Genomic DNA, 21,981 nt, shown 5'->3' with positions numbered 1-21,981 from the left:
CTTACGATTCCGACGCCTTGATGAAATCGAACAGATGCCGCCGCAACCGCAGAAACTCGGGATTTTCGCGGGTGGCCAGTTGATCGCGCGGGCGCGGCAGGTCGACCGGAACGTCGATACCGATGCGGCCGGGATGCGGCAGCAGCCCGATCACGCGATCACCGAGATAGATCGCCTCCTCCAAATCATGGGTGACGAAGATCACGGTCACGCCGCTCGCGGCCACCAGCGACAGCACCTCGTCCTGCAGGCCCTGGCGCGTCATGGCGTCGAGCGCGCCGAACGGCTCGTCCATCAACAGCACCACCGGATCCTGCGCCAGGCAGCGCGCGATCTGCAGCCGCTGCTGCATGCCCCCGGACATCTCCGCGGGATACTTGTCGCCGTGGGTCGGCAGGCCGACTTTGGCCAGCAGCGCGCCAATGCGCGCCTGACGTTGTGCTGTCGGCGTCCCCGCCGCTTCCAGCGCCAGTGAGACGTTGCCCGCGGCGGTACGCCACGGCAGCAGCGCCTTGCCATAGTCCTGGAATACGACCGCGATGTCGCGGCGCGGCCCGGTCATCGCGTCATCAGAGAATTTCACGGAGCCCGCGGTCGGCTGATAGAGGCCGGCGGCCAACCGCAGCGCCGTGGTCTTGCCGCAGCCCGACGCGCCGATGATGCAGACGAATTCACCCGGCTTCACGGCAAAGCTGAGATCCTTGATGATCGATTTGCCGCCGAGATCAATGGTCACGTTGGAGAACTCGATCAGCGGGCGGCTCACGGCCCCCTTCACACCGACGTCGTTGCCCGCTCTCATGTCCTTTGTCTTCAGGATCTGCGCCGTCAAGATGTGCTGCCTCCTTCGGGCGGATAGACGAAATTGAGGGTGGACTGGAGATGACCCACCAGCATGGTGCAGGCGGGGTCGATATCGCGTGCCATCACCCGTTCCGCCAGCGTCTGGTGGATGGCGAAGAATTGCTGGCCGTCGTCGAAGCCGCGCATCATCACCCGGCGATAGCGGTAGGCCTGGTCATAGAGATCGGAGTGCGCCGCCAACAGCCGCGGCGAACCGCAGGCCTGCAGGATCGAGGTGTGGAAACTCTTGTGCAGGGTGTCGAAATCCTCGGCCCCCTCGCTGAAGTGCTTGCCGCTGCGCTCGATGTAGCGGCGCAACTGATGCAGCGCGGAGATGATGCCGGCCTCCCAGGCGTCGCCGCCCTGCTCCATCGCCAGCCGCAAAGCTTCGACCTCGATCACGGAGCGGATCTTGGTGATATCGGCGAGATCGTCGCGGCTGACATCGGCGACACGGAAGCCACGCTGCCCGATCGCCACGATCAGGCCGCGGGACACCAGCCGCGACAGCCCTTCCCGCAGCGGCGTGGCGCCGATCTCATAGCGTTGCGCGAGCTCGACGATCCCGAGCCGCGCCCCCGGCGCCAGCGTACCGGCGAGGATATCGCGCTGGAGCAGGCCCGCAGCCCGCTCGCTCAGCGTATCCGAAACCGGACCTTCGACAACGGCGGTGCGCGGAGCAGCCATCGGGACAACCTGCTGGTGTTATTTCAGTATCAGTTTGCCCAGATCGAGCTTCGATTGCAGCATCTTTTGCTGCCCCATCACGTCGATCCACCACGCCAGTTGCTCGGACTTGAGCACGGGCTCGGAATAGTTGGGCGGCGCGATCTTGACCAGTTCAAGCGGCTGCTTGGTGAACTTGGAGATGGCAGCCCCCGCCTTGTCGCGGTCCGTATTGACGAGAGGCGCGGCTTCAGCAATGGCCGCGCGGAATTTCTTGACGATGTCCGGATTCTTCTCGGCCCAGTCGCGCGATGCCGCATAGAAGATGATCGGCTCGGTACGCGCAAGCTCCGCACCGTAGCGCGCGCCGACATAACCGGTGCCCGCGGCAGTCATGCGCGCGACGAACGGTTCCGCGGTCAGCACCGCGTCGACGGTCCCCGACTTCAGGACATCGTTCATGGTCGGGAACGTGACCTCGACGAAATTGACGCTCTTCGGATCGACACCCTTCTCCATCAGCCATTTGCGAAACAGCACGTGCAGGAAGGCGCCCAGCCCAGGCGCGCCGACTTTCTTGCCGACGAAATCCTTCGCGTCCCTGATCTCGACGCCGTTGCGTACGAATGCCGCAATCGCGTCGTTGGACGTCTTGTTCATGATCGAGGCACCTGCGATCGCGACCAGGTCCAGTCCGCCATCGACCGACTGCAGAAACACCGTCGAGGTGGGGCCGCCGATCTGAATCGAGTTCGAGAGCACCGCGGCCGGGATATTCGAGTTGATGCCGATCAGCAGCATCTCGGCATCAAGGCCGTGCTTTTTGAAGATGCCTTCGTCGGCCGCGACCATGGCCGACGCGCAGTCCGTCGTCGCCGTGCAGCCGATCAGGATTTTCTGCGCGTGCGCGCTCCCGGACAAAGCCATCCCCGCAGCCGCGGCCAGTCCGATCCACCATTTTCTCATACGTCCCTCCCGGAATGCGATTTTCTGCATCGCCTCTTGTTTATCGATATTATTTTTGATCATATATTTTTTGAAAGAACAAGAGGAGACGTCTCATGAAGCTTGCGACATACCGAACCAACGGCCAGAACCGGATCGGACTGGTCCATGGCGGCGATGCCCGGATTTTCGATCTTGCAGCCGCCGCCGGGCGCAGCGGAAAGCCAAATTCCGCTTTTGAATCAATGCTGAGCTTGATCGACGCCGGCCCGTCGGGGCTCGACGATGCGCGCGCGGCCTTCGAAACCTACGGCAAGGATCAAGACCTCTCGGTGCCGGTCGCCGGAGCCGAAATCCTGGCCCCGCTGCCCGAACCGCGGCAGATGCGCGACGGCATGTCGTTCCCGATTCACATCCTGCAGTCCCCGCGCGGCATGCGAAAGCTGGCCGCCCGCAACAAGGGCGATACGGCTGAGCTGGCGCGGATCGACGCCGAGCCCCTGCCCGAACTGCCCGAGATCTATCGCAAGCAGCCAATCCTCTACATCACCAACCGCTTCAGCGTGCGCGGCACCAACACCACGGTGAAATGGCCGCGCTATAGCCAGGTGATGGACTATGAACTCGAGCTCGGAATGATCACCAAGGGCAAGGGCGCCAATATCCCGGCGAGCAAGGCCAGGGATCACATCTTCGGCTTCACCATCTTCAATGACTTCTCGGCGCGCGATGCCCAGCGCATCGAAATGGAAGGCCGCCTCGGCCCACTCAAGGGCAAGAGTTTCGATGGCGGCAACGTGCTCGGGCCCTGGATCGTGACCGCGGACGAGATCGGCGATCCCGCCAAGCTCGCAATGGAAGTGCGGGTGAATGGTGAGCGACGCTCGCGCGGCGTCAGCGACGGCATGCTGTTCTCGTTCGAGGAAATCATCGAACATGTCACCAAGGATGAAACCCTGATGCCCGGTGAATTCATCGGCTCCGGCACTGTCGGCAACGGCTGCGGTCTCGAGATCGGGCATTTCCTCGAACACGGTGACACCATCGAGCTCGAGATCGAGAAAATCGGCGTTCTCAAGAACAAGGTCGAACGGCAGGACGCCTGATCGACACAGTGCCACATCGACCCCACGCCTGACGGCGCGTCATCAATTTTGTTTTGACGCGCGCCCTCGATGCGAAGCGGTACTCACTTCGTCTGATAATGCTTCGTTTAAAAATACTCCGACATCACATCCGGGAGACCAAAACGCCATGGCGCGACGACTGATCGATATTTCCGTTCCGCTGCAGAATGACGTGCCCGCCGATCCGCCGGGCGGTCATCCAACCATTCAGTACATCGATCACCAGCAGGGATTGCCGCGCATGCTGCAATTCTTCGACGGGCTGAAGGCGGAAGACCTGCCCGATGGCCAGGGCTGGGCGGTGGAGCAAGTCAATCTCTCAACCCACAACGGCACCCATCTCGATGCCCCCTACCATTTCCATCCCACCATGAATCGCGGCGAGCGGTCCTGGACCATCGATGAAGTGCCGCTGGACTGGTGCCTGCAGCCCGGCGTCAAGCTCGACTTCCGGCACTTCGCTGACGGCTATGTCGTCACCGCCGCCGATGTCGAGGCGGAGTTGAAACGCATCGGCCACACCCTGAAGCCGCTCGAGATCGTGGTGGTCAACACCAGCGCCGGGATCAAATACGGCCGGCAGGACTACGTTACCTCGGGCTGCGGCATGGGCTACGAGGCCACCATGTATCTCTTGGAGCGCGGCGTGCGGCTGACCGGCATCGACGGCTGGAGCTGGGATGCGCCGTTTGTCTACACCGCCAAGAAATATGCCGAAACCAAGGATGCCAGCCTGATCTGGGAAGGCCACAAGGCCGGCCGCCACATCGGCTATTGCCACATCGAGAAACTGCACAATCTCGAGCAGCTGCCGTCGACCGGATTCATGGTGTCGTGCTTCCCGGTCAAGATCGAGCGGGCCTCCGCGGGATGGACCCGCGCCGTGGCGATCATCGACGGCTGAAGCCGCCGACGTCCGAGTTGATTGGTTCGTCTTTGTCATGCCCTCGGGATTCCCCGGGGGCATTTTTTTGCGTCGCGATTCAATGGGAACAGACAGCAACAGCCGCTTGTTGTCAGGACGCAACGGCCGGCGCTAGACTGTCTCCAGACAGCATGCAGCCGATGACAGGAGACATGCGATGACACTTCCCGACGACATCACGCGCCTGCAGACCAAAATGACCGCAGCGGTTCGCGATCACTGGAAGGCGTTCCTGATCGAGGGCATCGTGCTGGTGATCCTCGGCCTCGCCGCGATCATCGTGCCACCGCTCGCCAGCCTCGCCATCACGATCTTTCTCGGATGGATGTTTCTGGTCAGCGGCATCATCCAGTTCATCCTGACGTTTTCCGCCCGCGGACTGCCGGGATTCACATGGTCGCTGATGTCGGCCATCCTCGCCGCTGCCGCCGGCATCATCCTGTTGCTGTGGCCGGTGCAAGGCACGCTCTCGCTGACCATCGTGGTCGGCGTGTACTTCACCATGGAAGGCGTCGCCACCATCATGTACGCGCTCGCTCACCGCAAGCAATTGTCCGAGCGCTGGGGCTGGCTGATCGCCGCCGGCGTCGTCGACCTGGTCATGGCCGCAATCATCGTCACCGGCCTGCCCGGCTCCGCGGCATGGGCCATCGGACTTCTGGTCGGTATCAATCTGGTGTTCGGCGGCACCTCGCTGATCAGCATGGCGCTCGCCGCACGAAGCCGCTGACCCACGACAACGTCAAGCAATTGGCAACGTCAGATAATCAGCAGCCGCGGCAGATGTTCTTGATCTTGCGATCGAGCTCTTTGTCGGCCGCAGCTGCGTCAGCACCGAGCAGGCCGCGATTGTCCTTCGATTCCGCCTTGGAAACGTCGGCCTTGGTCGGCTGACGATGGCCGACCGGCGCCTGCGGAAGGCCGCCCGACTTGGCGGATGTTCCACCGCTCTGCGCGATCGCCGCGCCGCCGCTCGCCAACGAAAGGATGAAGATTGCAGTGATCAGCCGCGACATTTTAAATCTCCCAGTATTGATCGCTTCGACACATTCTACTCCGAACGCCCGGTAACTGTTCCGCAATTGCGTCGGCCCTGGGCTGCACAATCCTGTACCTTGCGCACGTCAGCCATTGTACTTAACAGCCACACGCCCGCAGCCACCAGGACTACAAAAAAGCCGATCATCACGGCGTTTTCAACAGCCCGATTACTGTCATCATTGCCGTTCGGATCCCGTGGCGACTCCGGTTGCGTCATTTCAACACAGAACTATTCAGACACGTAAGTGTGAACATCGCCGCAGTAGTCGACGATACGGTACCGTGAGTCGGCTGGCCTCTCAGGCTCCTGCGACAGATAGGCCGGCCCGATCGGTGCCTTGCCATGGCCTCCCGGAATATCGAGCACATAATCCGGCTGACACAATCCGGAGACGCGGCCTCGCAAGGTTCGCATCAGCTCCTGGCCGGTCGCGATGGTGGTCCGCAGATGGGCCGTGCCCGGCGCGAGATCTCCATGATGCAGGTAATACGGTTTGACGCGGTTTTCGACGAACGTCCGCATCAACGCTTCCAGCGTCGGCGCATCGTCATTGACGCCGCGCAGCAGCACCGACTGGCTGACCATCGGAATGCCGGCGTCGACCAGCCGCGCGCAGGCATCTCGCGCCTTGGCGGTGAATTCGCGCGGATGATTGGCATGAAGCGCCACCCAGACCGTCGCATCCTTGACCCGCAAGGCGTCGATCACCTCGGCGCTGATCCGCGCCGGATCGGCCACCGGAATGCGGGTGTGCAGCCGGATGATCCTGACGTGCGGGATTGCGGCGAGATCGCCCATGATCTCGGCAAGGCGTCGGGACGACAGCATCAGCGGATCGCCACCGGTCAGGATCACCTCCCAGATCTCGGGGTGGGCGCGGATATAGCCGAGCGCATCGGCATAGGCCTGCTGCGACAGCGCGCTGTCCTTGCCGGGCCCGACCATTTCGCGGCGGAAGCAGAAACGGCAATACACCGCGCAGACATGCACGAGCTTGAGCAGCACGCGATCTGGGTAACGATGCACGATGCCGGGCACCGGCGCGTGCGCATGGTCGCCAATCGGATCGGGACGTTCGCCCGGCCGCGCGACCAGTTCATCCGGCGACGGAATATACTGCCGCGCAATCGGATCGTTCGGGTCGTTCGGATCGATCAGCGCGGCGACATCCGGCGTGACGGCAATGGCGTACCGCGCCGCGACCTTGTCGAGATCCGCGCGCGCGTGGGCGGGCGCCAATCCCTGCACAATCAGATCGTCGGCGGTTCGCAGCGTCGCTGCCACATTCGATTTGGTCATCACACGCTCGCCTCCGGTGGCGCCCACACCACCTGGTCGATGCGGACCGCACCCGCTGCCAGCATCACCAGCCGGTCGAGCCCGAGCGCGACACCACTGGCTGGAGGCATCCTGGCAACAGCCGCAAGAAAATCCTCGTCGAGCGGATAACGCTCGCCATAACGCCGTTCCTTCTCGTCCATGGCTTCGGTGAAACGGCTGCGCTGCTCGGCGGCGTCGGTCAGTTCGGCAAAGCCGTTCGCGAGTTCGACACCGCAGGCATAGATCTCGAAGCGTTCCGCGACCCGCGGGTCGGACGGCTTGACGCGCGCCAGCGCCGCCTCCGGCGCTGGATAATCATGGAGCACCGTGATCTGCCCCTGCCCCAGTTTCGGCTCGATATGGGCGACCAGCACCTTACTGAAGATATCCGACCAGGTGTCGTCATCGCTGACGCGGACCGATGTCGCCGCGGCGTCAGCCAGCGCCGCGCGGTCCGGCTGGCCATCCACCACCGTCGCCAGCAGGTCGATGCCGGCCAGGCGATGGAACGCATCGGCCACCGTCAGCCGCTCCGGGTCGGCAAAGGGATCAATGGTGCGGCCGCGAAACGAGAACCTACCGGTGTTCATCGTTCTGGCCGCCTCTGTAATCAACGCGACACAGTCGTCCATAACGCTCTCGTAGGGCTCACCAGCGCGATACCATTCCAGCATGGTGAACTCGGGCAAATGCAGATCGCCGCGCTCGCGGTCGCGGAACACCCGGGCGAATTCCACGATCCGGGGCTCGCCGGCGGCCAGCAGCTTCTTGCAGGCGAATTCCGGCGAGGTTCGGAAATACCGGGTCAAATGCTGCCCCGAGGGCAGTGTCAGCCGGGCCGACGCCGCATGCAGGTGGGTTTCATTGCCAGGCGAGACCTGGAGGATGCCGGTTTCCACCTCGATGAAGCCCCGCGCCTCGAACCAGGCCCGCAAAGCCCGGGTAATGGCCGCCCGGGCCCTTAAAAACGGCCTGCGGTCGGCATGGCGCGTCGGAGCCCACCATGGCGCGGGCAAATCAGCCGGGTTCATGCGCGTTCCGCCCGGAATCGCCCTAAAAAGCTGGCATCTGACCCGCAAATCAGTATGTTGCGGCCCGAAACTGCTTCGTGCGCCGCCGGACGTCCGGTCCCGGCCCGGCTCCAGCCCGAAATGTTAGGAAATTGATCCGTGAGAGTCATCGCAAGTTCTATTCGCAAGGGCAACGTCATCGATATGGATGGCAAGCTATATGTGGTTCTGACCGCCGAGAACATCCATCCCGGCAAGGGAACCCCGGTCAGCCAGATCGAAATGCGACGCATCAGCGATGGCGTGAAGGTCTCCGAGCGGTACAAGACCACTGATCAGGTCGAGCGGGCCACCATCGAAGACCGCGACTACAATTTTCTCTATTCGGACGGCGACGGCTTCCATTTCATGAACAACGAGACCTTCGACCAGATCCTGGTGCCGAAGGACGTGGTCGGTTCCGGCGCGCCGTATTTGGCTGAAAACATGACGGTCAAGCTGTCGATGTATGAGTCCGTGCCCGTCGCCATCACCTTGCCGCAGCGCGCGACCCTCGAAGTGGTCGATACCGAACCGGTGACCAAGGGCCAGACTGCATCGTCGTCCTACAAGCCAGCGATCCTGTCCAACGGCGTGCGCACCGCCGTCCCGCCGCACGTCGGCACCGGCACCCGGATCGTGGTCCTGACCGAAGACGGCTCGTACGTCGAGCGCGCCAAGGACTAAGCAGTCCGACACATGACATCCAGGCGGCGGTGACAGAGACTTGACCGGGGGCAACACGCAAACGAGAGCGGCGGCCCCCGGTTTTTCAATCTGGCGCCTGTGTCTGGCTTTGGCAGCCATCGTTTGTCTGGCCAATGTTTGTCTTGCCGTCCCGGCCGCAGCCGGAGAGTTCAGGACTCCGGCAGTCACGGTGCTTCGCGCCGACTGGCGCGCCGCCAACGATCAGCTTCGCAGCGAATTCAATGCGCGACCGGAGACCGTGGGCGCGCTGACATTCAATGGCGCACGGCGTCTGCCGCGCCGCGATCCGCGGCGATGGCCTGCACTGGTGCAGTTGAATGCGATCACCGCATCATTTTTTCCGGCCATCACCCAGAGCCCGGTGCCGGTCCTGCTGCCGTTCGATGCAGCGGAGCTGATCGGTCACCGCCTCAGCGGCACGACGGCCATCCTGTCAGCCGCGCATTATCAGGACGGCTTCCGGACGGAGATGTTCGACGCCGGTCCCGCCGGCTATGACGCGGTGTTCTCGCTGGCCCAGACCAGCATCGACGACTTGCCGCAGCGTACTTTTGCCCGTCCCGTCGAGATCCACATCACCGGCTCGACGCTGATCTACGACATCAACGATCTGCTCGCCGGCAAGGGCGAACCGGTGAAGGCGCTGTCGCAGCAATTCCCGGACCTGCGCCGCACCCTGCGCGAGGGTTATCTCCGCTACGCATTCACGCGGTTCGGCATCCCCTATGTGGTCTCGGTCCAGTGTCTCGACAGCGTGCCGCGACGCAACCGCCTCGCCTGTCGCGAGGCCTCCGTTGTCGCCGAGCGTTTTCTGAAAGCACTGCGGATCAATGGCGGCAAGCCGCGCCCGTTGCGCGGCGACATCGTCTCCACGGCCGTCGAACGGCCAGGCAATGTCTCCCCCGATTTCACCTATCGCCCGGTCGGCGAGATCATCACCAACAGCGGCTATCACGGGCAGACCGGTCGGGCCGATCCGACCGCCTACGTCCAACTGCGCTTTCCGCTGCATGACGCGCCCGCCTACGCCAATTCGCAGTCGTTCCTGAACTGGGGTGACTGCAACTACACCGGCCGCACGGCATCACCGCACAACAAGGGCGGCTCCTATCGCTGCAAGCGCAACGACAAGCCGCTGGTGTTCGACGAGTCGGCCCGGGAGAATTACAGCTATCCCTGGCAGGACAATTTCTGCGAGACCCGCAGTTTCGGCGTGGGACAGTGCGCCAGCGGCTTTGGGCACCAGGGCCAGGACATCCGCCCCTCATCGTGTCCGATGCGCAACGACGGCGCCGACCGCTGCGAGGCCAATCGTTTCTCCATTGTCGCGGTGCGCGACGGCGTGATCGTGCGGGGGCCGGCACAGCAGGCGGCCTTTCTTCTGGTCGACACCATGACCGATCATATCCGCGTTCGCTACATGCACATGAACCCGGCGCACATGGACTCCGACGGTCTGCTGAACGGCCGGCGCGTGAGCGAGGGCGAGACAATCGGCATGGTCTCGAACTATCAGGACTATCCTGGCGGCACCTCGACACACCTGCATTTCGACCTTCAGGTGTTCACCCGCGACGGCTGGCTCTGGGTCAATCCGTACGTCACGCTGATCTCGGCCTATGAACGGCTGCTCGGTGCACGCGGCACCGAGATCTTGCCGGAACCGGTCGCGCCGGCTTCGATGGCCCACGCGGTGCCGGAAGAGCCGCACAAGCCGGGGCTCTCATCGGAAGGCGACGGCGAGTAGCCGCGCCGCTGCTAGCTTGCCCAGTTCTCGCGGAATTCGCCGAACAGCGTCAGGCCACCACAAGCAAAAATCGTCTGCCCGGTGATGTAACTCGCTTCGTCCGACGCCAGAAAGGCGAACACACCGGCGATTTCCTCAGCCGTTCCGACGCGCCCGAGCGGAATGTGACTCTCGACCACGGCGCGTTTGGTTGGATCGCCGGTCCAGGCCGCATTGATCGGCGTATCGATTGCGCCTGGGCCGACAGCGTTGACGCGAATGCCACGGTCCGCGAACTCCAGCGCCAGGGTGCGGGTCAGGTTGGACATCGCTCCCTTGCTGATGGAATACGCCAGATATCCCGGCTTCGGGATGATCTGGTGCACACTGGAGCAATTGACGATGGTGCCTCCGCCGCCGCGCTTGACGAAGTGCGCGAGCGCCTGCTGGGCGCAGAGCACGGCGCCGTTCAGATTGACCTCGATGATGCGACGATAGGTTTCCACATCAAGTGACTCGGTCGCCGACTCCCGCTGAAATCCCGCATTGTTGACCAGGCAATCGAGCCGCGGCCACTGCTTCAGCAGCGCCTCGAACATCGCCACGATGTCCGCCTCAACACCGATATCGGCATGCAGCACGAGATGCTGGCGCTCGTCATGCCCGTTGCGGGTCGATGCTGCCCGCACCAGCGCCAAAGTTTCGTCCGCACCGGTGCTGGCGCCAACGAAATTGATGGCGACGTTGGCGCCCTCCTCGGCAAAACGAATGGCGATGGCGCGCCCGATACCTTGCGAAGCACCTGTTACCAGCGCATAGCGCCCGGCAAGGCGTGGATATCGAGCTGAACGGTCGGGTTGCGGCATGACAGGCTCCAGGTCAGTGACGCGCGATGTTAATTCACGCCGCATCCCGGAGCCAAGTCATACCCAATGGGAACCAGCATCGTCCCAATATCTGGTTTGAGAGCCGTAACCGGATTCAATTCGAGCGATTTTCATTCTAGACTGCCGCGATGACCCGCATCGATTCCCAACGTTTGACGCGACGGACGCTGCTGGGGGCAGCGGCTGTCCTCGTTTCAAGGCCATGGACGTCAGCGGCCCACGCCGCCCCGCCGGGCTACGACCAATGGCGCGATGTCTTCCGCGCCAAGGCGGAGGCGCGGGGCATTTCCGAGGCGACTTACACCCGCGTGATGGGCCGCACCGAGCCTGACATGAGCGTGTTCACCAAGATGCGCAATCAGCCGGAGTTCAACGAACAGGCCTGGCAATATATCAACCGCCGCGTTTCCGACTGGCGGCTGATCGCCGGCAAGGAGGCGCTGCAGAAGAATGGCGCGGTGTTCTCGCGCATCGAGCGCGACTTCGGCGTCGAGCGCGGCACGCTGCTGGCACTGTGGGGTGTGGAGAGCGCCTATGGCGATCCGCTGGTGCAGCAGAACCATATGCGGCCGGTGTTTCCGTCGCTGGCCGCGCTTGCCTGGAATGAACCGCGCCGCAAGACCTATTGGGAAACCGAACTGATCAACGCGCTGAAAATCGTGCAGCGCGGCTGGAGCACGCCAGATGAAATGCGCGGCTCCTGGGCCGGCGCCATGGGGCACACGCAGTGGATGCCCGAGGTCTGGCTCAATGTCGGCTTCGACTATGATGGCGACGGTCGGGTGTCGCCGTTCGGCAAGCCGGACGACGCGCTGGGCTCCACCGCGCGCTATCTGGTCAACCGCGGCAAATACCATCGCAACGAACACTGGGGTTACGAGGTCCGCACATCCGGTGTGAGTGCCGGTGGCAGCCGCAGCTACGACGCCTGGGGTTCGGCAGGCGTCAAACGCGCCGACGGACAGCCGTTCCCGCAGCCAAACGCCACCGCGCAACTCTGGACGCCGGTGCCGGGCGGCCCCTCGTTCTTGCTCGGGCCGAATTTCTACGCGGTGCGCAGCTACAATCCGTCGATGAACTACGCGCTGGCGATCGTCCATCTCGGCGATCGTATCCTGGGCGGCAGCCCCTTCATCCAGCCCTTCCCCGGCTCGGAGCGTGCGCTCACGCTCGCCGAGGTGCAGGAGATGCAGACCCGCCTCACCCGTCAGGGATTCGATACCGGCGGAAATGACGGCCGTGTCGGCAACGACACCATGAAGGCGATCAAGGATTTTCAGCTCAAGTCCGGACTGACGCCGGCCGACGGATATGGCGGGCTGAAGGTGCTGGCGCGGCTGCGACAGGGATCATAACAAACAGATCGTGACGCGCGTTATCGGATCACCGCCGGCCCGTGATCCGGCACCGCCACATCCGTGACTCGCAACTGCACGCGCTCATTGCCTTGCCAGCGGTCGATCGACAGCGTGCCGGCCACATGCAGCGGCTGTCCGCGGTTTTCCAGCAATGCATTGCCGAGCTTCTGGCCGACCGAACGAAACGCCATGCCGTTGACGATCGCACCGTCGCCGGCCTTGAAGCGCACCCGCAGATGGGCCTGGCCGACCTCCTCCGCATACATCAGCTGATGCGACGGCAGCGCGATCATCGGTTCCGGATTGCCGGCGCCGTAGGGCGAGGCACGATTGAGCATGGTGACGAATTCCGGCGTCACCGCGCGTGCGGTGATCGCGCCGTCGATGAACAGCTCATTGATGTGGCGTGCCTTGCGAACGTCATCGGCCAGCGCCGCCTCGATATAGGCGCGAAACTCGCCGAGGCGCTCCTTCCTCAGCGTCACGCCCGCCGCCATGGCGTGTCCGCCGCCCTTCGCCAGCAAGCCGTCGTGCACCGCCTGACGCACCGCCTTGCCAAGATCGACACCGGCGATCGAACGCCCCGAGCCGGTGCCGGTGCCGCCGGGCTCCAGTGCAATGGCAAACGCCGGGCGGGAAAACTTGTCCTTCAATCGCGACGCAACGAGCCCGACCACGCCCGGATGCCAGCCTTCCGACGCGGTGACAATGACCGCGCCCTTGTCTTCGAGCCCGAGCGACGCCAGCGCTTCGGCTTCAGCCTGCGCTTCCGCCGCCTGCTCGATCACCCGACGCTCTTGATTCAGTCGATCGAGCTCGGCGGCGATGCGCGCTGCTTCGGAAATATCGCCTTCCAGCAGCAGCCGCACACCGAGATCGGCGCGGCCGATGCGGCCGCCCGCATTGATGCGAGGTCCCAGCATGAAGCCGAGATGCCAGGCTTCCGGCGGACCGTTGAGCCGCGACACGTCCATCAGCGCGGTGTGGCCGATATGATCGCGCCGGCGCATCGCGATCAGCCCCTTCGCCACAAAGGCCCGGTTCAGTCCGACCAGCGGTGCCACGTCGGCCACGGTGCCAAGCGCGACATGATGCAATTGCCCGAGCAAGTCCGGCTCCGGCCGCACATCGCTCCAGAAACCACGTCCGCGCAGTTCGCGGTTGACGGCCACCAGTGTCACCAGCACGAGGCCGACCGCGGCGAGATAGCCCAATCCGGAGAGGTCATCGAGGCGGTTGGGATTGACCAGCGCGTCGACCACAGGCAGTTCGTCGCCGGCCTGGTGATGGTCGATCACCACCACATCCATGCCCAGACGCTTGGCCTCGACAAACGGCTCGAAACTGGTGGTGCCGCAATCGACGGTGACCAGCAGCGTGGCGCCCTTGCCGGCCAGCGTCTTGATCGCCTCGACGTTGGGGCCGTAGCCTTCGAAAATGCGATCCGGGATATGGATCAGCGGATCGAGCCCGCAATGGCGCAGGTGCCAGGCGAGCAGCGCCGACGACGTCGCGCCGTCGACGTCATAGTCACCGAAGATCGCGACCTTCTCGCCACGCACTACCGCATCCGCGATGCGTTTTGCGGCGGCCTCCATCTGCGTCACGCTGTAGGGATCGGGCAGCAGCTTGCGGATGGTCGGATCGAGGAAGTCGTCGACGGCGTCGATGTCGATGCCCCGTCCGGCGATCACCCGCGCCAGCATTTCCGGCAATCGATGGCGCTGCGCGATCGCCAGCGCCTTGGCCGCGCCGCGCGGATCGAGCCGGTCGCGCCACAGGCAGCCGGTCGCCGAGCGCGTCACGCCGAGAAAGGCGACCGGCGTTTCGACGGGCAAGGCTGTCGGCGGGCTCATGAAACGGGGGTTATCCTTGCTGCGGGTCGCGCCTGACGAATCGACCGTCGTGTCGCCGAGACGACCGCTCCCTCAGCAGCCGAATCGATCCGCGAGATCGCCGATATCGCTGACCACCATAGTCCATTCGCCCTCCGGGCCGAAATCCCGGTTCTGGTGCGGGCCGTATTCGGTCGGGCGCGGCACGAAGCAGGTGGCGAGACCGCAGCCCTGCGCGCCCTTGAGGTCCGAATTGTGCGCGGCCACCAGCATCACCTCGCCGGGTTCGAGGCCCAGCATCTTGGCAGCCCCGAGATAGGTCTCGGGATCGGGCTTGTAATGCCGGAACACCTCGGCACAAAGGATCAGGTCCCACGGCAGCCCGGCATGCTTGGCCATGTTGACCAGCAGCGCAACATTGCCGTTCGACAGCGGGCTGATGACGAATTTGGTCTTCAGCCGGGTCAGCCCGGCGACGCTGTCCGCCCAGGGCGTCAACCGGTGCCAGCCCCGGTTGATATAAGCGAGATCGGCGTCGGTCAGCCCCTTGATGCCCTGCTCGGTGACCAAACGCTCCAGCGAGGTCCGGTGCAAGGTGTCGAGGTTGAGAAACCCGCGCGCCGGATTCTTGCGCACCTCGTTCATGGATGGCATGTACGCCCCGCGCCAGGCATCGACCAGCGCCGCCCAGTCAGCCGTGATGCCGCGCGTCCGCGACCAATTGGTGAAATCGGCAATCAGGCTGCCGCGCCAGTCGACAACCGTGCCGAATACGTCGAACACCAGCGCCTTGACGCCGGAAGTGGATTGCGGTGCCGGCACGGGCGATCCTCCAAATTATTCAAACTTCTTGCGATAGTGGACAAAACGGGTCCGCTCCGCGAGCTTGTTGTAAAGCGTCTGAGCCTGTGTGTTGTCTTCGTGAGTCAACCAGTAGAGCCGGCTCGCATTGGCGTCGAGGGCTGCGGCCTCCACGGCCTTGATCAGCGCGCGGCCCAGACCATGCCCGCGCACCACCGATGAGACGAACAGGTCTTCCAGATAGCAGTAGCTGTCCGGTGCCCAGGTCGAGCGGTGCAGCAGATAATGGGCAAAGCCCACCAGATGCCCGTCGATTTCGGCCACCAGTGCATGCAGCGGCTCGGCCGGATCGAGGAAACGTTTCCACGTCGCCTCGGTCACGTCAGCCGGCAGCACCGTCTCGTAGAATGTCAGGTAGCCCTGCCATAGCGGATCCCATTCCGCGCGGTCAGCGTCAGTGACTGGCCGTACGTTGAGAATGCCGCCCATGGAAGATTGATCCTCAATCGAGGTGGAATTTCTCGAACTGCCGGTGCTCGGCCTTGATGTAGCGGACCGTGCCGGTGACGGAGCGCATCACAACGGTTTCGGTTTCGATCACATGCTTGCGGAACTTGACGCCCGACAGCAGCGAGCCGTCGGTGACGCCGGTGGCCGCGAACAGGCAGTCGCCCCTGGCGAGATCCTCGATGCCGTAGATCATCTTCGGATCCTTGATGCCCATGTCGAACGCGCGCGCGCGCTTCTCTTCGGTATCAAGGATGAGCCGGCACTGCATCTGGCCGCCGATGCAGCGCAATGCCGCCGCCGCCAGCACGCCTTCGGGCGCACCACCGGTGCCGATATAGATGTCGACGCCGGTGTTGTGCGGATCGGCGGTGTGGATCACGCCGGCGACGTCACCGTCGGTGATCAGGCGCACCGCGGCACCGGTGCTGCGGACGCCGGCAATGATGTCGGCGTGGCGAGGACGGTCGAGCACCAGCGCGGTGATCGCCGAGGGATCGACGCCTTTGGCCTTGGCCAGCCGTCGGATGTTGTCCGCCGGCGACGCGTCGAGGTCGACAACGCCCTTGTCATAGCCCGGACCGACGGCGATCTTCTGCATATAGACGTCGGGTGCATTGAGCAGCGTGCCGCCATCGGCCATCGCCATGGTGGCAATGGAGCCCGGCATATTCTTGGCGCACAGCGTGGTGCCTTCCAGCGGATCGACAGCGATGTCGACCTTGGGGCCGGCCTGGATGCCGACCTTCTCTCCGATGAACAGCATCGGCGCTTCGTCGCGCTCGCCCTCGCCGATCACCACGGTGCCTTCGATCGGTATTTTATTTAATTCGCGCCGCATCGCGTCGACCGCGGCCTGGTCAGCGGCCTTTTCGTTGCCATGGCCGCGCAGCCGAGCCGCCGACACCGCCGCTCGCTCCGTGACGCGGACGATCTCCAGCGTCAGAATGCGTTCCAGCAACTGCTGGGGCGGAACGGAAATCGTATTCGACATCGGCTTTAACTCCTGAACATAACGGCGGGGGCGAATTGCCCCGGCTCAATTCTTTTCGATGCGGATCACCTGCGGACGTCCGGTGATCACCTTGTCCTTCTGCACGGCCTGCAACGCACGGTAAACGGCGTCCTCGCTGGTCGCGTAGGTGATGAGGATAACCGGAACGGGCGCCGGCTTCGCGCTGTTATTTATCGCATCGAATGCGCCATCGGGATGACGCTGCACAATGGATTCGATCGAAATTTTCTGTTCCGCAAGACGCGTGGCGATGGTTGCGGCAGTGCCTGCCAGATCGCGCGCCATCAGGCGAATGTAATAGCCGCCCTCATGGCGCTCCATCGGCGCCTTGCTGGTCACGCGCAGCCGCTCGACCGGACGGCCGAATGGATTGGCGCGAATGCCGCGCGCCACGTCGGCGATATCGGCGACGACGGCGGATGCGGTTGCCGCACCACCGGCGCCCGGCCCCACCAGTGTGATCGGCGGAACACCATCGCCATCGATCGTCACCGCATTGGTGACGCCCATCACCTGCGCGATCGACGATGATTTCGGAATCATGGTCGGATGCACGCGCTGCTCGATGCCCTTTGCGGTGCGCACCGCAACGCCGAGCAGCTTGACGCGATAGCCGAGTTCATCGGCGGCGCGCAGATCGGCCGGCGCGATCGACGAAATGCCTTCTACATAGACGGCGTTCTGCGCCACTTTGGTGCCGAACGCGAGGCTGGCGAGGATCGCGAGCTTCTGCGCGGTGTCATGACCGTCGACATCGAACGACGGATTGGCTTCGGCATAACCGAGCCGCTGCGCATCCTTCAGGCAATCGGCGAACGACAATCCCTCCAGCTCCATCCGGGTGAGGATGTAATTGCAGGTGCCGTTGAGAATGCCGTAGACGCGATTGATGCTGGTGCCGGCAAGGCCTTCGCGCAGGGTCTTGATGACCGGGATCGCGGCGCCGACAGCGGCTTCGAAATTCAGCGCGCCGCCGTGCTTTTCGGCGAGTGCGGCGAGCTTGGAGCCGTGCTTGGCGATCAGCGCCTTGTTGGCGGTGACCACCGACTTGCCGTTACGCAGCGCCGCCTCGATCGCGGACAGCGCGGGATCGCCCACGCCGCCCATCAATTCGACAAAGCAATCGACGTTCGGATCGTCGGCGATTTCGAGCGGATTTTTCGCCCAGGTGATGCCACGCAAATCGATGCCGCGCTTCTTGGCCTTCGAGCGCGCGGTCACCGAGACCACACGCACCCCACGGCCACAGCGTGCCGACAAAACGCGACTCTGGACCTCGATCAGACGAACGACATCGGCACCCACGGTGCCGAGCCCCGCAATACCCACTCTGAGTGGAGCGACCATACCTAACAAAACCTGCTGGAAAATTATCGCCGATTGGCGAGAGGAACCACGTTGTGCAACGTTTCGATGCCGCTTTCAAGGAAGCGCCGCAGATTGCGGGCGGCCTGGCGAATTCGCTGCTCGTTTTCCACCATGGCGATGCGCACATAACCCTCGCCGTGCTCGCCGAAGGCGACGCCCGGTGACACCACGACGCCCGATTTCTCGACCATCAAGGTGGCGAACTGCATGCTGCCGATGCTGCGGAACTTCTCCGGCAGCGGCGCCCAGGCGAACATCGATGCGTTCGGCGGCGGGATATCCCAGCCGGCACGACCGAACGACTCCACCAGGGTGTCGCGGCGCTTGTGATAGATCTCGCGCATCTCGCGGATACAATCGTCGGGGCCGTTCAGCGCCGCGGTCGCGGCCACCTGCACCGGCGTGAACGCGCCGTAGTCGAGATAGGATTTGACCCGCGCCAGCGCCGCGATGATCCGCTCGTTGCCGACCGCAAAGCCCATGCGCCAGCCGGCCATCGAGAACGTCTTCGACATCGAGGTGAACTCGACGGTGACATCGATCGCGCCGGGCACCTGCAGCACCGACGGCGGCGGATTGCCGTCGAAATAAAGTTCGGCATAAGCGAGATCGGAGAGAATGAAGATCTCGTGTTTCTTCGCGAACGCCACCAGGTCCTTGTAGAAATCGAGTGTCGCCACATAGGACGTCGGATTGGACGGGTAGCAGACGATCATGGCGATCGGCTTGGGGATCGAGTGAATGATCGCCCGCTCCAGCGCCTCGAACAGCTCCGGCGTCGGCTCGGCCGGAACCGAGCGCACCACGCCGCCCGCCATCAAAAAGCCGAAGGCGTGAATCGGATAGCTGGGATTGGGAACGAGCACGACGTCGCCCGGCGCGGTGATGGCCTGCGCCACGTTGGCAAAGCCCTCCTTGGAGCCGAGCGTCGCCACGATCTGGGTTTCGGGATTGAGCTTGACCCCGAACCGGCGCTCGTAATAGCCGGCCTGGGCCTTGCGCAGCCCGGTGATGCCGCGGGACGCCGAATAGCGGTCGGTCCGGGGCTTGCCCAGGGTTTCCTTGAGCTTTTCGATCACATGGGCGGGGGTCGGCAGGTCCGGATTGCCCATGCCCATGTCGATGATGTCGGCCCCGGCATTGCGTGCGGCCGCCTTGGCCCGGTTGACTTGCTCGAACACGTAAGGCGGCAGGCGGCGAATGCGATAGAACTCTTCCATGGACCTCGGGCTCCGGAACCCGCAAACGGCAGGATGCTTATTTGCGGTTGAATCGGGCCCTTTTTAGCACGGCGGGTCCCCAGTACCAGCGTCAGAATGGCCCCAAATTCACTGATTTGCGGCTTTCTCCTGCCGATCCCTGACGGCCTTGAGGTCGTTTGAGAGCTTGGCCTGTTCCGCCGGGTCCAGCATCGGGTCGCCCCGGTCGGCAGGCATGTCATGGACGGCTGGATAGGCGGTCGGCCCGGTCGGCCGGGCCGGTGCGCCGGCCGGCATTCCAACCACCGGCAGGTCGGCCATCGGCACCGAACAGGCCCCGAGGCCCACGCCCGATCCAAGGCACAGCAAGGCTGTGGCGACACGCGCACCGCGCCGCCAGCGAATCCCAAGTCTCGTCCCAGGTCTCGCCTCTGTCCCGCGAACTGTCATCGAAGGCTCATATAGGCCGCGTGCGGCATCGCGCCACTGCTTGAAATTTTTGCACGTTGATCATCGCAATGCCGAACATTCTATCACGCCAAATCATTAATAACGTCATGAATAGAGCGATGCGGTGGGGCTCCAATATGACCAAACCAAGAATTTTGTCGCGGTGCAGCACAAGGATTTCTGGAATAGCTTCGCAACTGTGCCATCATCGCGGTGACTGCACCTGTGTTAAGCACCCGAATTCTCTCCAAGCTCCAGTAGTGTCCCGCCGCCAATGACCGACGCTCTTCCCAATACAGATACGAAGGCCAATGGAAGCTTCAATGCCGAGGCATTCGCGCAAAATCTCGCGCGAGCCATGGAAAGCAGCGGTCAGGCGCTGTCGGCCTACCTCAAATCGCGCGAAGGCATCCCGCCGAACGAAGCTCCGAGCGAGCTGAGCGAACTGGTCAAGACCTTCAGCGCCGTCGCCGAATACTGGATGTCGGACAAGACGCGCGCGTCCGATCTGCAGTTCAAACTGGGGAAATCCTACCTCGATTTGTGGGGGGCATCGATGCGGCGCATGGTGGGCGAAAACACCGCCCCCGCGATTTCGCCGGCGCCGCGCGACAAGCGTTTCCAGGACGCCGAATGGAAATCGAATCAGTTTTTCGATTTCGTCATGCAGCTTTATCTCTTGACCACACAGTGGGCTTTCGACGTGGTCCGTGATGCCGAAGGGCTCGATCCGCGCACCCGCAAGAAGGCCGAGTTCTATGTCCAGCAGTTGACCAACGCGCTGTCACCGTCGAACTTCGTTCTGACCAATCCCGAAGTGCTGCGCGAAACGCTGGCCTCGAGCGGCCAGAACCTGGTTCGCGGCATGAAGATGCTGGCCGAGGACGTGGTGGCGGGGCATGGCAACCTGCGCATCCGCCAGTCCGACTCCTCGAACCTCAATGTCGGCGAGCAGCTCGCCACCACGCCGGGCAAGATCATCTATCAGAACGACCTGATGCAGCTGATCCAGTATGATCCGAGCACCGAGAACGTGCTGCGCACGCCGCTCCTGATCGTGCCGCCCTGGATCAACAAGTTCTATATTCTCGACTTGAACGCGCAGAAATCCTTCATCAAGTGGTGCGTCGATCAGGGCCTCACGGTGTTCGTGATTTCCTGGGTCAATCCGGACCGGCGGCTCGGTGAAAAGACCTTCGACGACTACATGAAGGAGGGGCCCCTCGCCGCCATGGACGCCATCGAAAAGGCGACCGGCGAGATGAAGGTGCACACCATGGGCTATTGCGTGGGCGGCACCCTGCTCGCCTCGACGCTGGCCTGGCTTGCGGAAAAACGGCGGGTGCGCGTCACCTCGGCAACGTTCCTCGCCGCCCAGGTCGACTTCACCCACGCAGGTGAACTCCTGGTGTTCGTCGACGAAGAGCAGATCTCTGCTTTGGAGCGCGATATGCAGCGCGCCGGCGTACTCGAAGGCAGCAAGATGGCGATGGCCTTCAACATGCTGCGGTCGAACGACCTGATCTGGTCCTACGTTGTCAGCAACTACCTGAAGGGCAAGCCGCCGGCGGCGTTCGACCTGCTGCACTGGAATTCCGACGCCACCCGCATGCCCGCGGCCAATCATTCCTACTATCTGCGCAACTGCTATCTGGAAAACCGGCTATCGGCCGGCACCATGGTGCTCGACAACACCTTGCTCGACCTCTCCAAGGTCAAGGTCCCCGTCTACAATCTTGCCACCAAGGAAGACCACATCGCGCCGGCGGAATCGGTGCTGTATGGCTCGCAGTTCTTCGGTGGCCCGGTGCGCTATGTGCTCGCCGGTTCCGGCCATATCGCAGGCGTCGTCAATCCGCCGGCGCTCGGCAAGTACCAGTTCTGGACCAACGACCGCATCAAGGACATCACGCTGGCCGACTGGCTGAAGGACGCGCAGGAGCACAAAGGCTCGTGGTGGCTGGACTGGCGGCAGTGGATCGAAGCGAACGATCCCGAGCAGATTCCCGCGCGCAGTGTCGGGACCGAAGCCCTGCCCGCACTCGAGGATGCGCCCGGCAGCTACGTCCGGGTGCGCGCCTGACCCCGAGCCTGCAGATGAACGTGACCGGCCGCCAGTTGCTGGGGCCGGGCCGGATTCCACATTTGGCCGGAAATGTTTTATGAGTTGGCGACGAGGATGACCTCGATCGACGGAATCAAGGCCGGGA

General features: G+C 63.4%; 21 protein-coding genes. 7 read left to right on the top strand and 14 right to left on the bottom strand.

What is annotated here, in order from left to right:
• Position 1 precedes the first annotated feature (1 nt).
• From RS897_RS31200 to RS897_RS31190, 3 genes are read right to left on the bottom strand one after another with little or no spacing between them, the layout of a single operon-like run.
• Entirely contained in the window at positions 2–802 is an 801-nt protein-coding gene (locus RS897_RS31200) for an ABC transporter ATP-binding protein (protein WP_407654579.1), read from the bottom strand.
• A gap of 26 nt (positions 803–828) precedes the next feature.
• Positions 829–1,530: a GntR family transcriptional regulator gene (locus RS897_RS31195; protein ID WP_315832536.1), complete on the bottom strand. Its 702-nt coding sequence runs from the start codon at positions 1,528–1,530 to the stop codon at positions 829–831.
• Positions 1,531–1,548: 18 nt separating this feature from the next.
• On the bottom strand, positions 1,549–2,475 hold the full coding sequence (locus RS897_RS31190; RefSeq protein WP_315832535.1) for an ABC transporter substrate-binding protein: 927 nt from the start codon (positions 2,473–2,475) through the stop codon (positions 1,549–1,551).
• A gap of 95 nt (positions 2,476–2,570) precedes the next feature.
• Here RS897_RS31190 and RS897_RS31185 point away from each other — a divergent pair, with 95 nt between their 5' ends.
• The 3 genes from RS897_RS31185 to RS897_RS31175 all read left to right on the top strand — a co-directional run bounded on the left by RS897_RS31185 (position 2,571) and on the right by RS897_RS31175 (position 5,236).
• The gene (locus tag RS897_RS31185) at positions 2,571–3,560 is read left to right on the top strand and encodes a fumarylacetoacetate hydrolase family protein (RefSeq protein ID WP_315832534.1); all 990 of its coding nucleotides are present in this window, start codon (positions 2,571–2,573) and stop codon (positions 3,558–3,560) included.
• A gap of 148 nt (positions 3,561–3,708) precedes the next feature.
• Positions 3,709–4,485: a cyclase family protein gene (locus RS897_RS31180; RefSeq protein ID WP_315832533.1), complete on the top strand. Its 777-nt coding sequence runs from the start codon at positions 3,709–3,711 to the stop codon at positions 4,483–4,485.
• A 178-nt stretch (positions 4,486–4,663) separates the two neighbouring features.
• Positions 4,664–5,236 carry an HdeD family acid-resistance protein gene (locus RS897_RS31175; RefSeq protein ID WP_315832532.1) on the top strand — a complete coding sequence of 191 codons (573 nt, stop codon included), beginning with the start codon at positions 4,664–4,666 and terminating at the stop codon, positions 5,234–5,236.
• Between the two features lie 37 nt (positions 5,237–5,273).
• Here the strand turns inward: RS897_RS31175 and RS897_RS31170 are convergent, their stop codons facing one another.
• From RS897_RS31170 to epmA, 3 genes are all read right to left on the bottom strand, one after another.
• Positions 5,274–5,522 carry a hypothetical protein gene (locus RS897_RS31170; protein ID WP_315832531.1) on the bottom strand — a complete coding sequence of 83 codons (249 nt, stop codon included), beginning with the start codon at positions 5,520–5,522 and terminating at the stop codon, positions 5,274–5,276.
• Between the two features lie 254 nt (positions 5,523–5,776).
• Positions 5,777–6,847 (bottom strand): lysine-2,3-aminomutase-like protein, encoded by a 1,071-nt coding sequence (locus RS897_RS31165; RefSeq protein ID WP_315832530.1) that lies wholly within the window; start codon positions 6,845–6,847, stop codon positions 5,777–5,779.
• Positions 6,847–7,899, bottom strand: coding sequence for an EF-P lysine aminoacylase EpmA (gene epmA / locus RS897_RS31160; protein WP_315832529.1), 1,053 nt, complete (start codon positions 7,897–7,899; stop codon positions 6,847–6,849). The genes RS897_RS31165 and epmA overlap by 1 nt, the downstream gene beginning before the upstream one ends.
• Before the next feature lie 138 nt (positions 7,900–8,037).
• Between epmA and efp the strand changes: the two genes are divergently transcribed.
• Positions 8,038–8,604 (top strand): elongation factor P, encoded by a 567-nt coding sequence (gene efp, locus RS897_RS31155; RefSeq protein ID WP_315832528.1) that lies wholly within the window; start codon positions 8,038–8,040, stop codon positions 8,602–8,604.
• 103 nt (positions 8,605–8,707) lie between these two features.
• Entirely contained in the window at positions 8,708–10,372 is a 1,665-nt protein-coding gene (locus RS897_RS31150; RefSeq protein ID WP_407654578.1) for a M23 family metallopeptidase, read from the top strand.
• A gap of 11 nt (positions 10,373–10,383) precedes the next feature.
• On the opposite strand, the gene RS897_RS31145 is transcribed toward RS897_RS31150, so the two are convergent.
• Positions 10,384–11,217 carry a glucose 1-dehydrogenase gene (locus RS897_RS31145; RefSeq protein WP_315832526.1) on the bottom strand — a complete coding sequence of 278 codons (834 nt, stop codon included), beginning with the start codon at positions 11,215–11,217 and terminating at the stop codon, positions 10,384–10,386.
• A 149-nt stretch (positions 11,218–11,366) separates the two neighbouring features.
• Here RS897_RS31145 and RS897_RS31140 point away from each other — a divergent pair, with 149 nt between their 5' ends.
• A complete protein-coding gene (locus RS897_RS31140; protein ID WP_315832525.1) occupies positions 11,367–12,593 on the top strand; it encodes a lytic murein transglycosylase in 1,227 nt (408 codons plus the stop codon).
• Positions 12,594–12,613: 20 nt separating this feature from the next.
• Here the strand turns inward: RS897_RS31140 and recJ are convergent, their stop codons facing one another.
• The 7 genes from recJ to RS897_RS31105 all read right to left on the bottom strand — a co-directional run bounded on the left by recJ (position 12,614) and on the right by RS897_RS31105 (position 19,669).
• Positions 12,614–14,452, bottom strand: coding sequence for a single-stranded-DNA-specific exonuclease RecJ (gene recJ, locus RS897_RS31135; protein ID WP_315832524.1), 1,839 nt, complete (start codon positions 14,450–14,452; stop codon positions 12,614–12,616).
• A 72-nt stretch (positions 14,453–14,524) separates the two neighbouring features.
• Positions 14,525–15,253, bottom strand: a complete 729-nt coding sequence (locus tag RS897_RS31130) for a haloacid dehalogenase type II (RefSeq protein WP_315832523.1) — start codon at positions 15,251–15,253, stop codon at positions 14,525–14,527.
• A gap of 15 nt (positions 15,254–15,268) precedes the next feature.
• A complete protein-coding gene (locus tag RS897_RS31125) occupies positions 15,269–15,721 on the bottom strand; it encodes a GNAT family N-acetyltransferase (protein ID WP_315832522.1) in 453 nt (150 codons plus the stop codon).
• A 13-nt stretch (positions 15,722–15,734) separates the two neighbouring features.
• A complete protein-coding gene (gene glpX / locus RS897_RS31120; protein WP_315832521.1) occupies positions 15,735–16,733 on the bottom strand; it encodes a class II fructose-bisphosphatase in 999 nt (332 codons plus the stop codon).
• A gap of 45 nt (positions 16,734–16,778) precedes the next feature.
• Positions 16,779–18,101 (bottom strand): homoserine dehydrogenase, encoded by a 1,323-nt coding sequence (locus RS897_RS31115; protein ID WP_315832520.1) that lies wholly within the window; start codon positions 18,099–18,101, stop codon positions 16,779–16,781.
• A gap of 23 nt (positions 18,102–18,124) precedes the next feature.
• On the bottom strand, positions 18,125–19,342 hold the full coding sequence (locus RS897_RS31110) for an LL-diaminopimelate aminotransferase (RefSeq protein ID WP_315832519.1): 1,218 nt from the start codon (positions 19,340–19,342) through the stop codon (positions 18,125–18,127).
• 108 nt (positions 19,343–19,450) lie between these two features.
• A complete protein-coding gene (locus RS897_RS31105; RefSeq protein ID WP_315832518.1) occupies positions 19,451–19,669 on the bottom strand; it encodes a hypothetical protein in 219 nt (72 codons plus the stop codon).
• Positions 19,670–20,045: 376 nt separating this feature from the next.
• Here RS897_RS31105 and RS897_RS31100 point away from each other — a divergent pair, with 376 nt between their 5' ends.
• On the top strand, positions 20,046–21,854 hold the full coding sequence (locus tag RS897_RS31100) for a PHA/PHB synthase family protein (protein ID WP_315832517.1): 1,809 nt from the start codon (positions 20,046–20,048) through the stop codon (positions 21,852–21,854).
• The last annotated feature ends 127 nt before the right edge of the window (positions 21,855–21,981 follow it).

Source organism: Bradyrhizobium prioriisuperbiae, from assembly GCF_032397745.1.
Lineage (GTDB): Bacteria > Pseudomonadota > Alphaproteobacteria > Rhizobiales > Xanthobacteraceae > Bradyrhizobium_A > Bradyrhizobium_A prioriisuperbiae.
The sequence above is the reverse complement of the archived record's forward strand: the minus strand, read 5'-3'. Positions and strand labels throughout refer to the sequence as shown.

Bases quoted from the DNA above. Each gene is read 5' to 3' on its own strand.
- RS897_RS31200 (WP_407654579.1), bottom strand. From the start codon at position 802: ATGAGAGCGGGCAACGACGTCGGTGTGAAGGGGGCCGTGAGCCGCCCG.
- RS897_RS31195 (WP_315832536.1), bottom strand. From the start codon at position 1,530: ATGGCTGCTCCGCGCACCGCCGTTGTCGAAGGTCCGGTTTCGGATACG.
- RS897_RS31190 (WP_315832535.1), bottom strand. From the start codon at position 2,475: ATGAGAAAATGGTGGATCGGACTGGCCGCGGCTGCGGGGATGGCTTTG.
- RS897_RS31185 (WP_315832534.1), top strand. From the start codon at position 2,571: ATGAAGCTTGCGACATACCGAACCAACGGCCAGAACCGGATCGGACTG.
- RS897_RS31180 (WP_315832533.1), top strand. From the start codon at position 3,709: ATGGCGCGACGACTGATCGATATTTCCGTTCCGCTGCAGAATGACGTG.
- RS897_RS31175 (WP_315832532.1), top strand. From the start codon at position 4,664: ATGACACTTCCCGACGACATCACGCGCCTGCAGACCAAAATGACCGCA.
- RS897_RS31170 (WP_315832531.1), bottom strand. From the start codon at position 5,522: ATGTCGCGGCTGATCACTGCAATCTTCATCCTTTCGTTGGCGAGCGGC.
- RS897_RS31165 (WP_315832530.1), bottom strand. From the start codon at position 6,847: ATGACCAAATCGAATGTGGCAGCGACGCTGCGAACCGCCGACGATCTG.
- epmA (WP_315832529.1), bottom strand. From the start codon at position 7,899: ATGAACCCGGCTGATTTGCCCGCGCCATGGTGGGCTCCGACGCGCCAT.
- RS897_RS31145 (WP_315832526.1), bottom strand. From the start codon at position 11,217: ATGCCGCAACCCGACCGTTCAGCTCGATATCCACGCCTTGCCGGGCGC.
- RS897_RS31140 (WP_315832525.1), top strand. From the start codon at position 11,367: ATGACCCGCATCGATTCCCAACGTTTGACGCGACGGACGCTGCTGGGG.
- recJ (WP_315832524.1), bottom strand. From the start codon at position 14,452: ATGAGCCCGCCGACAGCCTTGCCCGTCGAAACGCCGGTCGCCTTTCTC.
- RS897_RS31125 (WP_315832522.1), bottom strand. From the start codon at position 15,721: ATGGGCGGCATTCTCAACGTACGGCCAGTCACTGACGCTGACCGCGCG.
- glpX (WP_315832521.1), bottom strand. From the start codon at position 16,733: ATGTCGAATACGATTTCCGTTCCGCCCCAGCAGTTGCTGGAACGCATT.
- RS897_RS31115 (WP_315832520.1), bottom strand. From the start codon at position 18,101: ATGGTCGCTCCACTCAGAGTGGGTATTGCGGGGCTCGGCACCGTGGGT.
- RS897_RS31110 (WP_315832519.1), bottom strand. From the start codon at position 19,342: ATGGAAGAGTTCTATCGCATTCGCCGCCTGCCGCCTTACGTGTTCGAG.
- RS897_RS31100 (WP_315832517.1), top strand. From the start codon at position 20,046: ATGACCGACGCTCTTCCCAATACAGATACGAAGGCCAATGGAAGCTTC.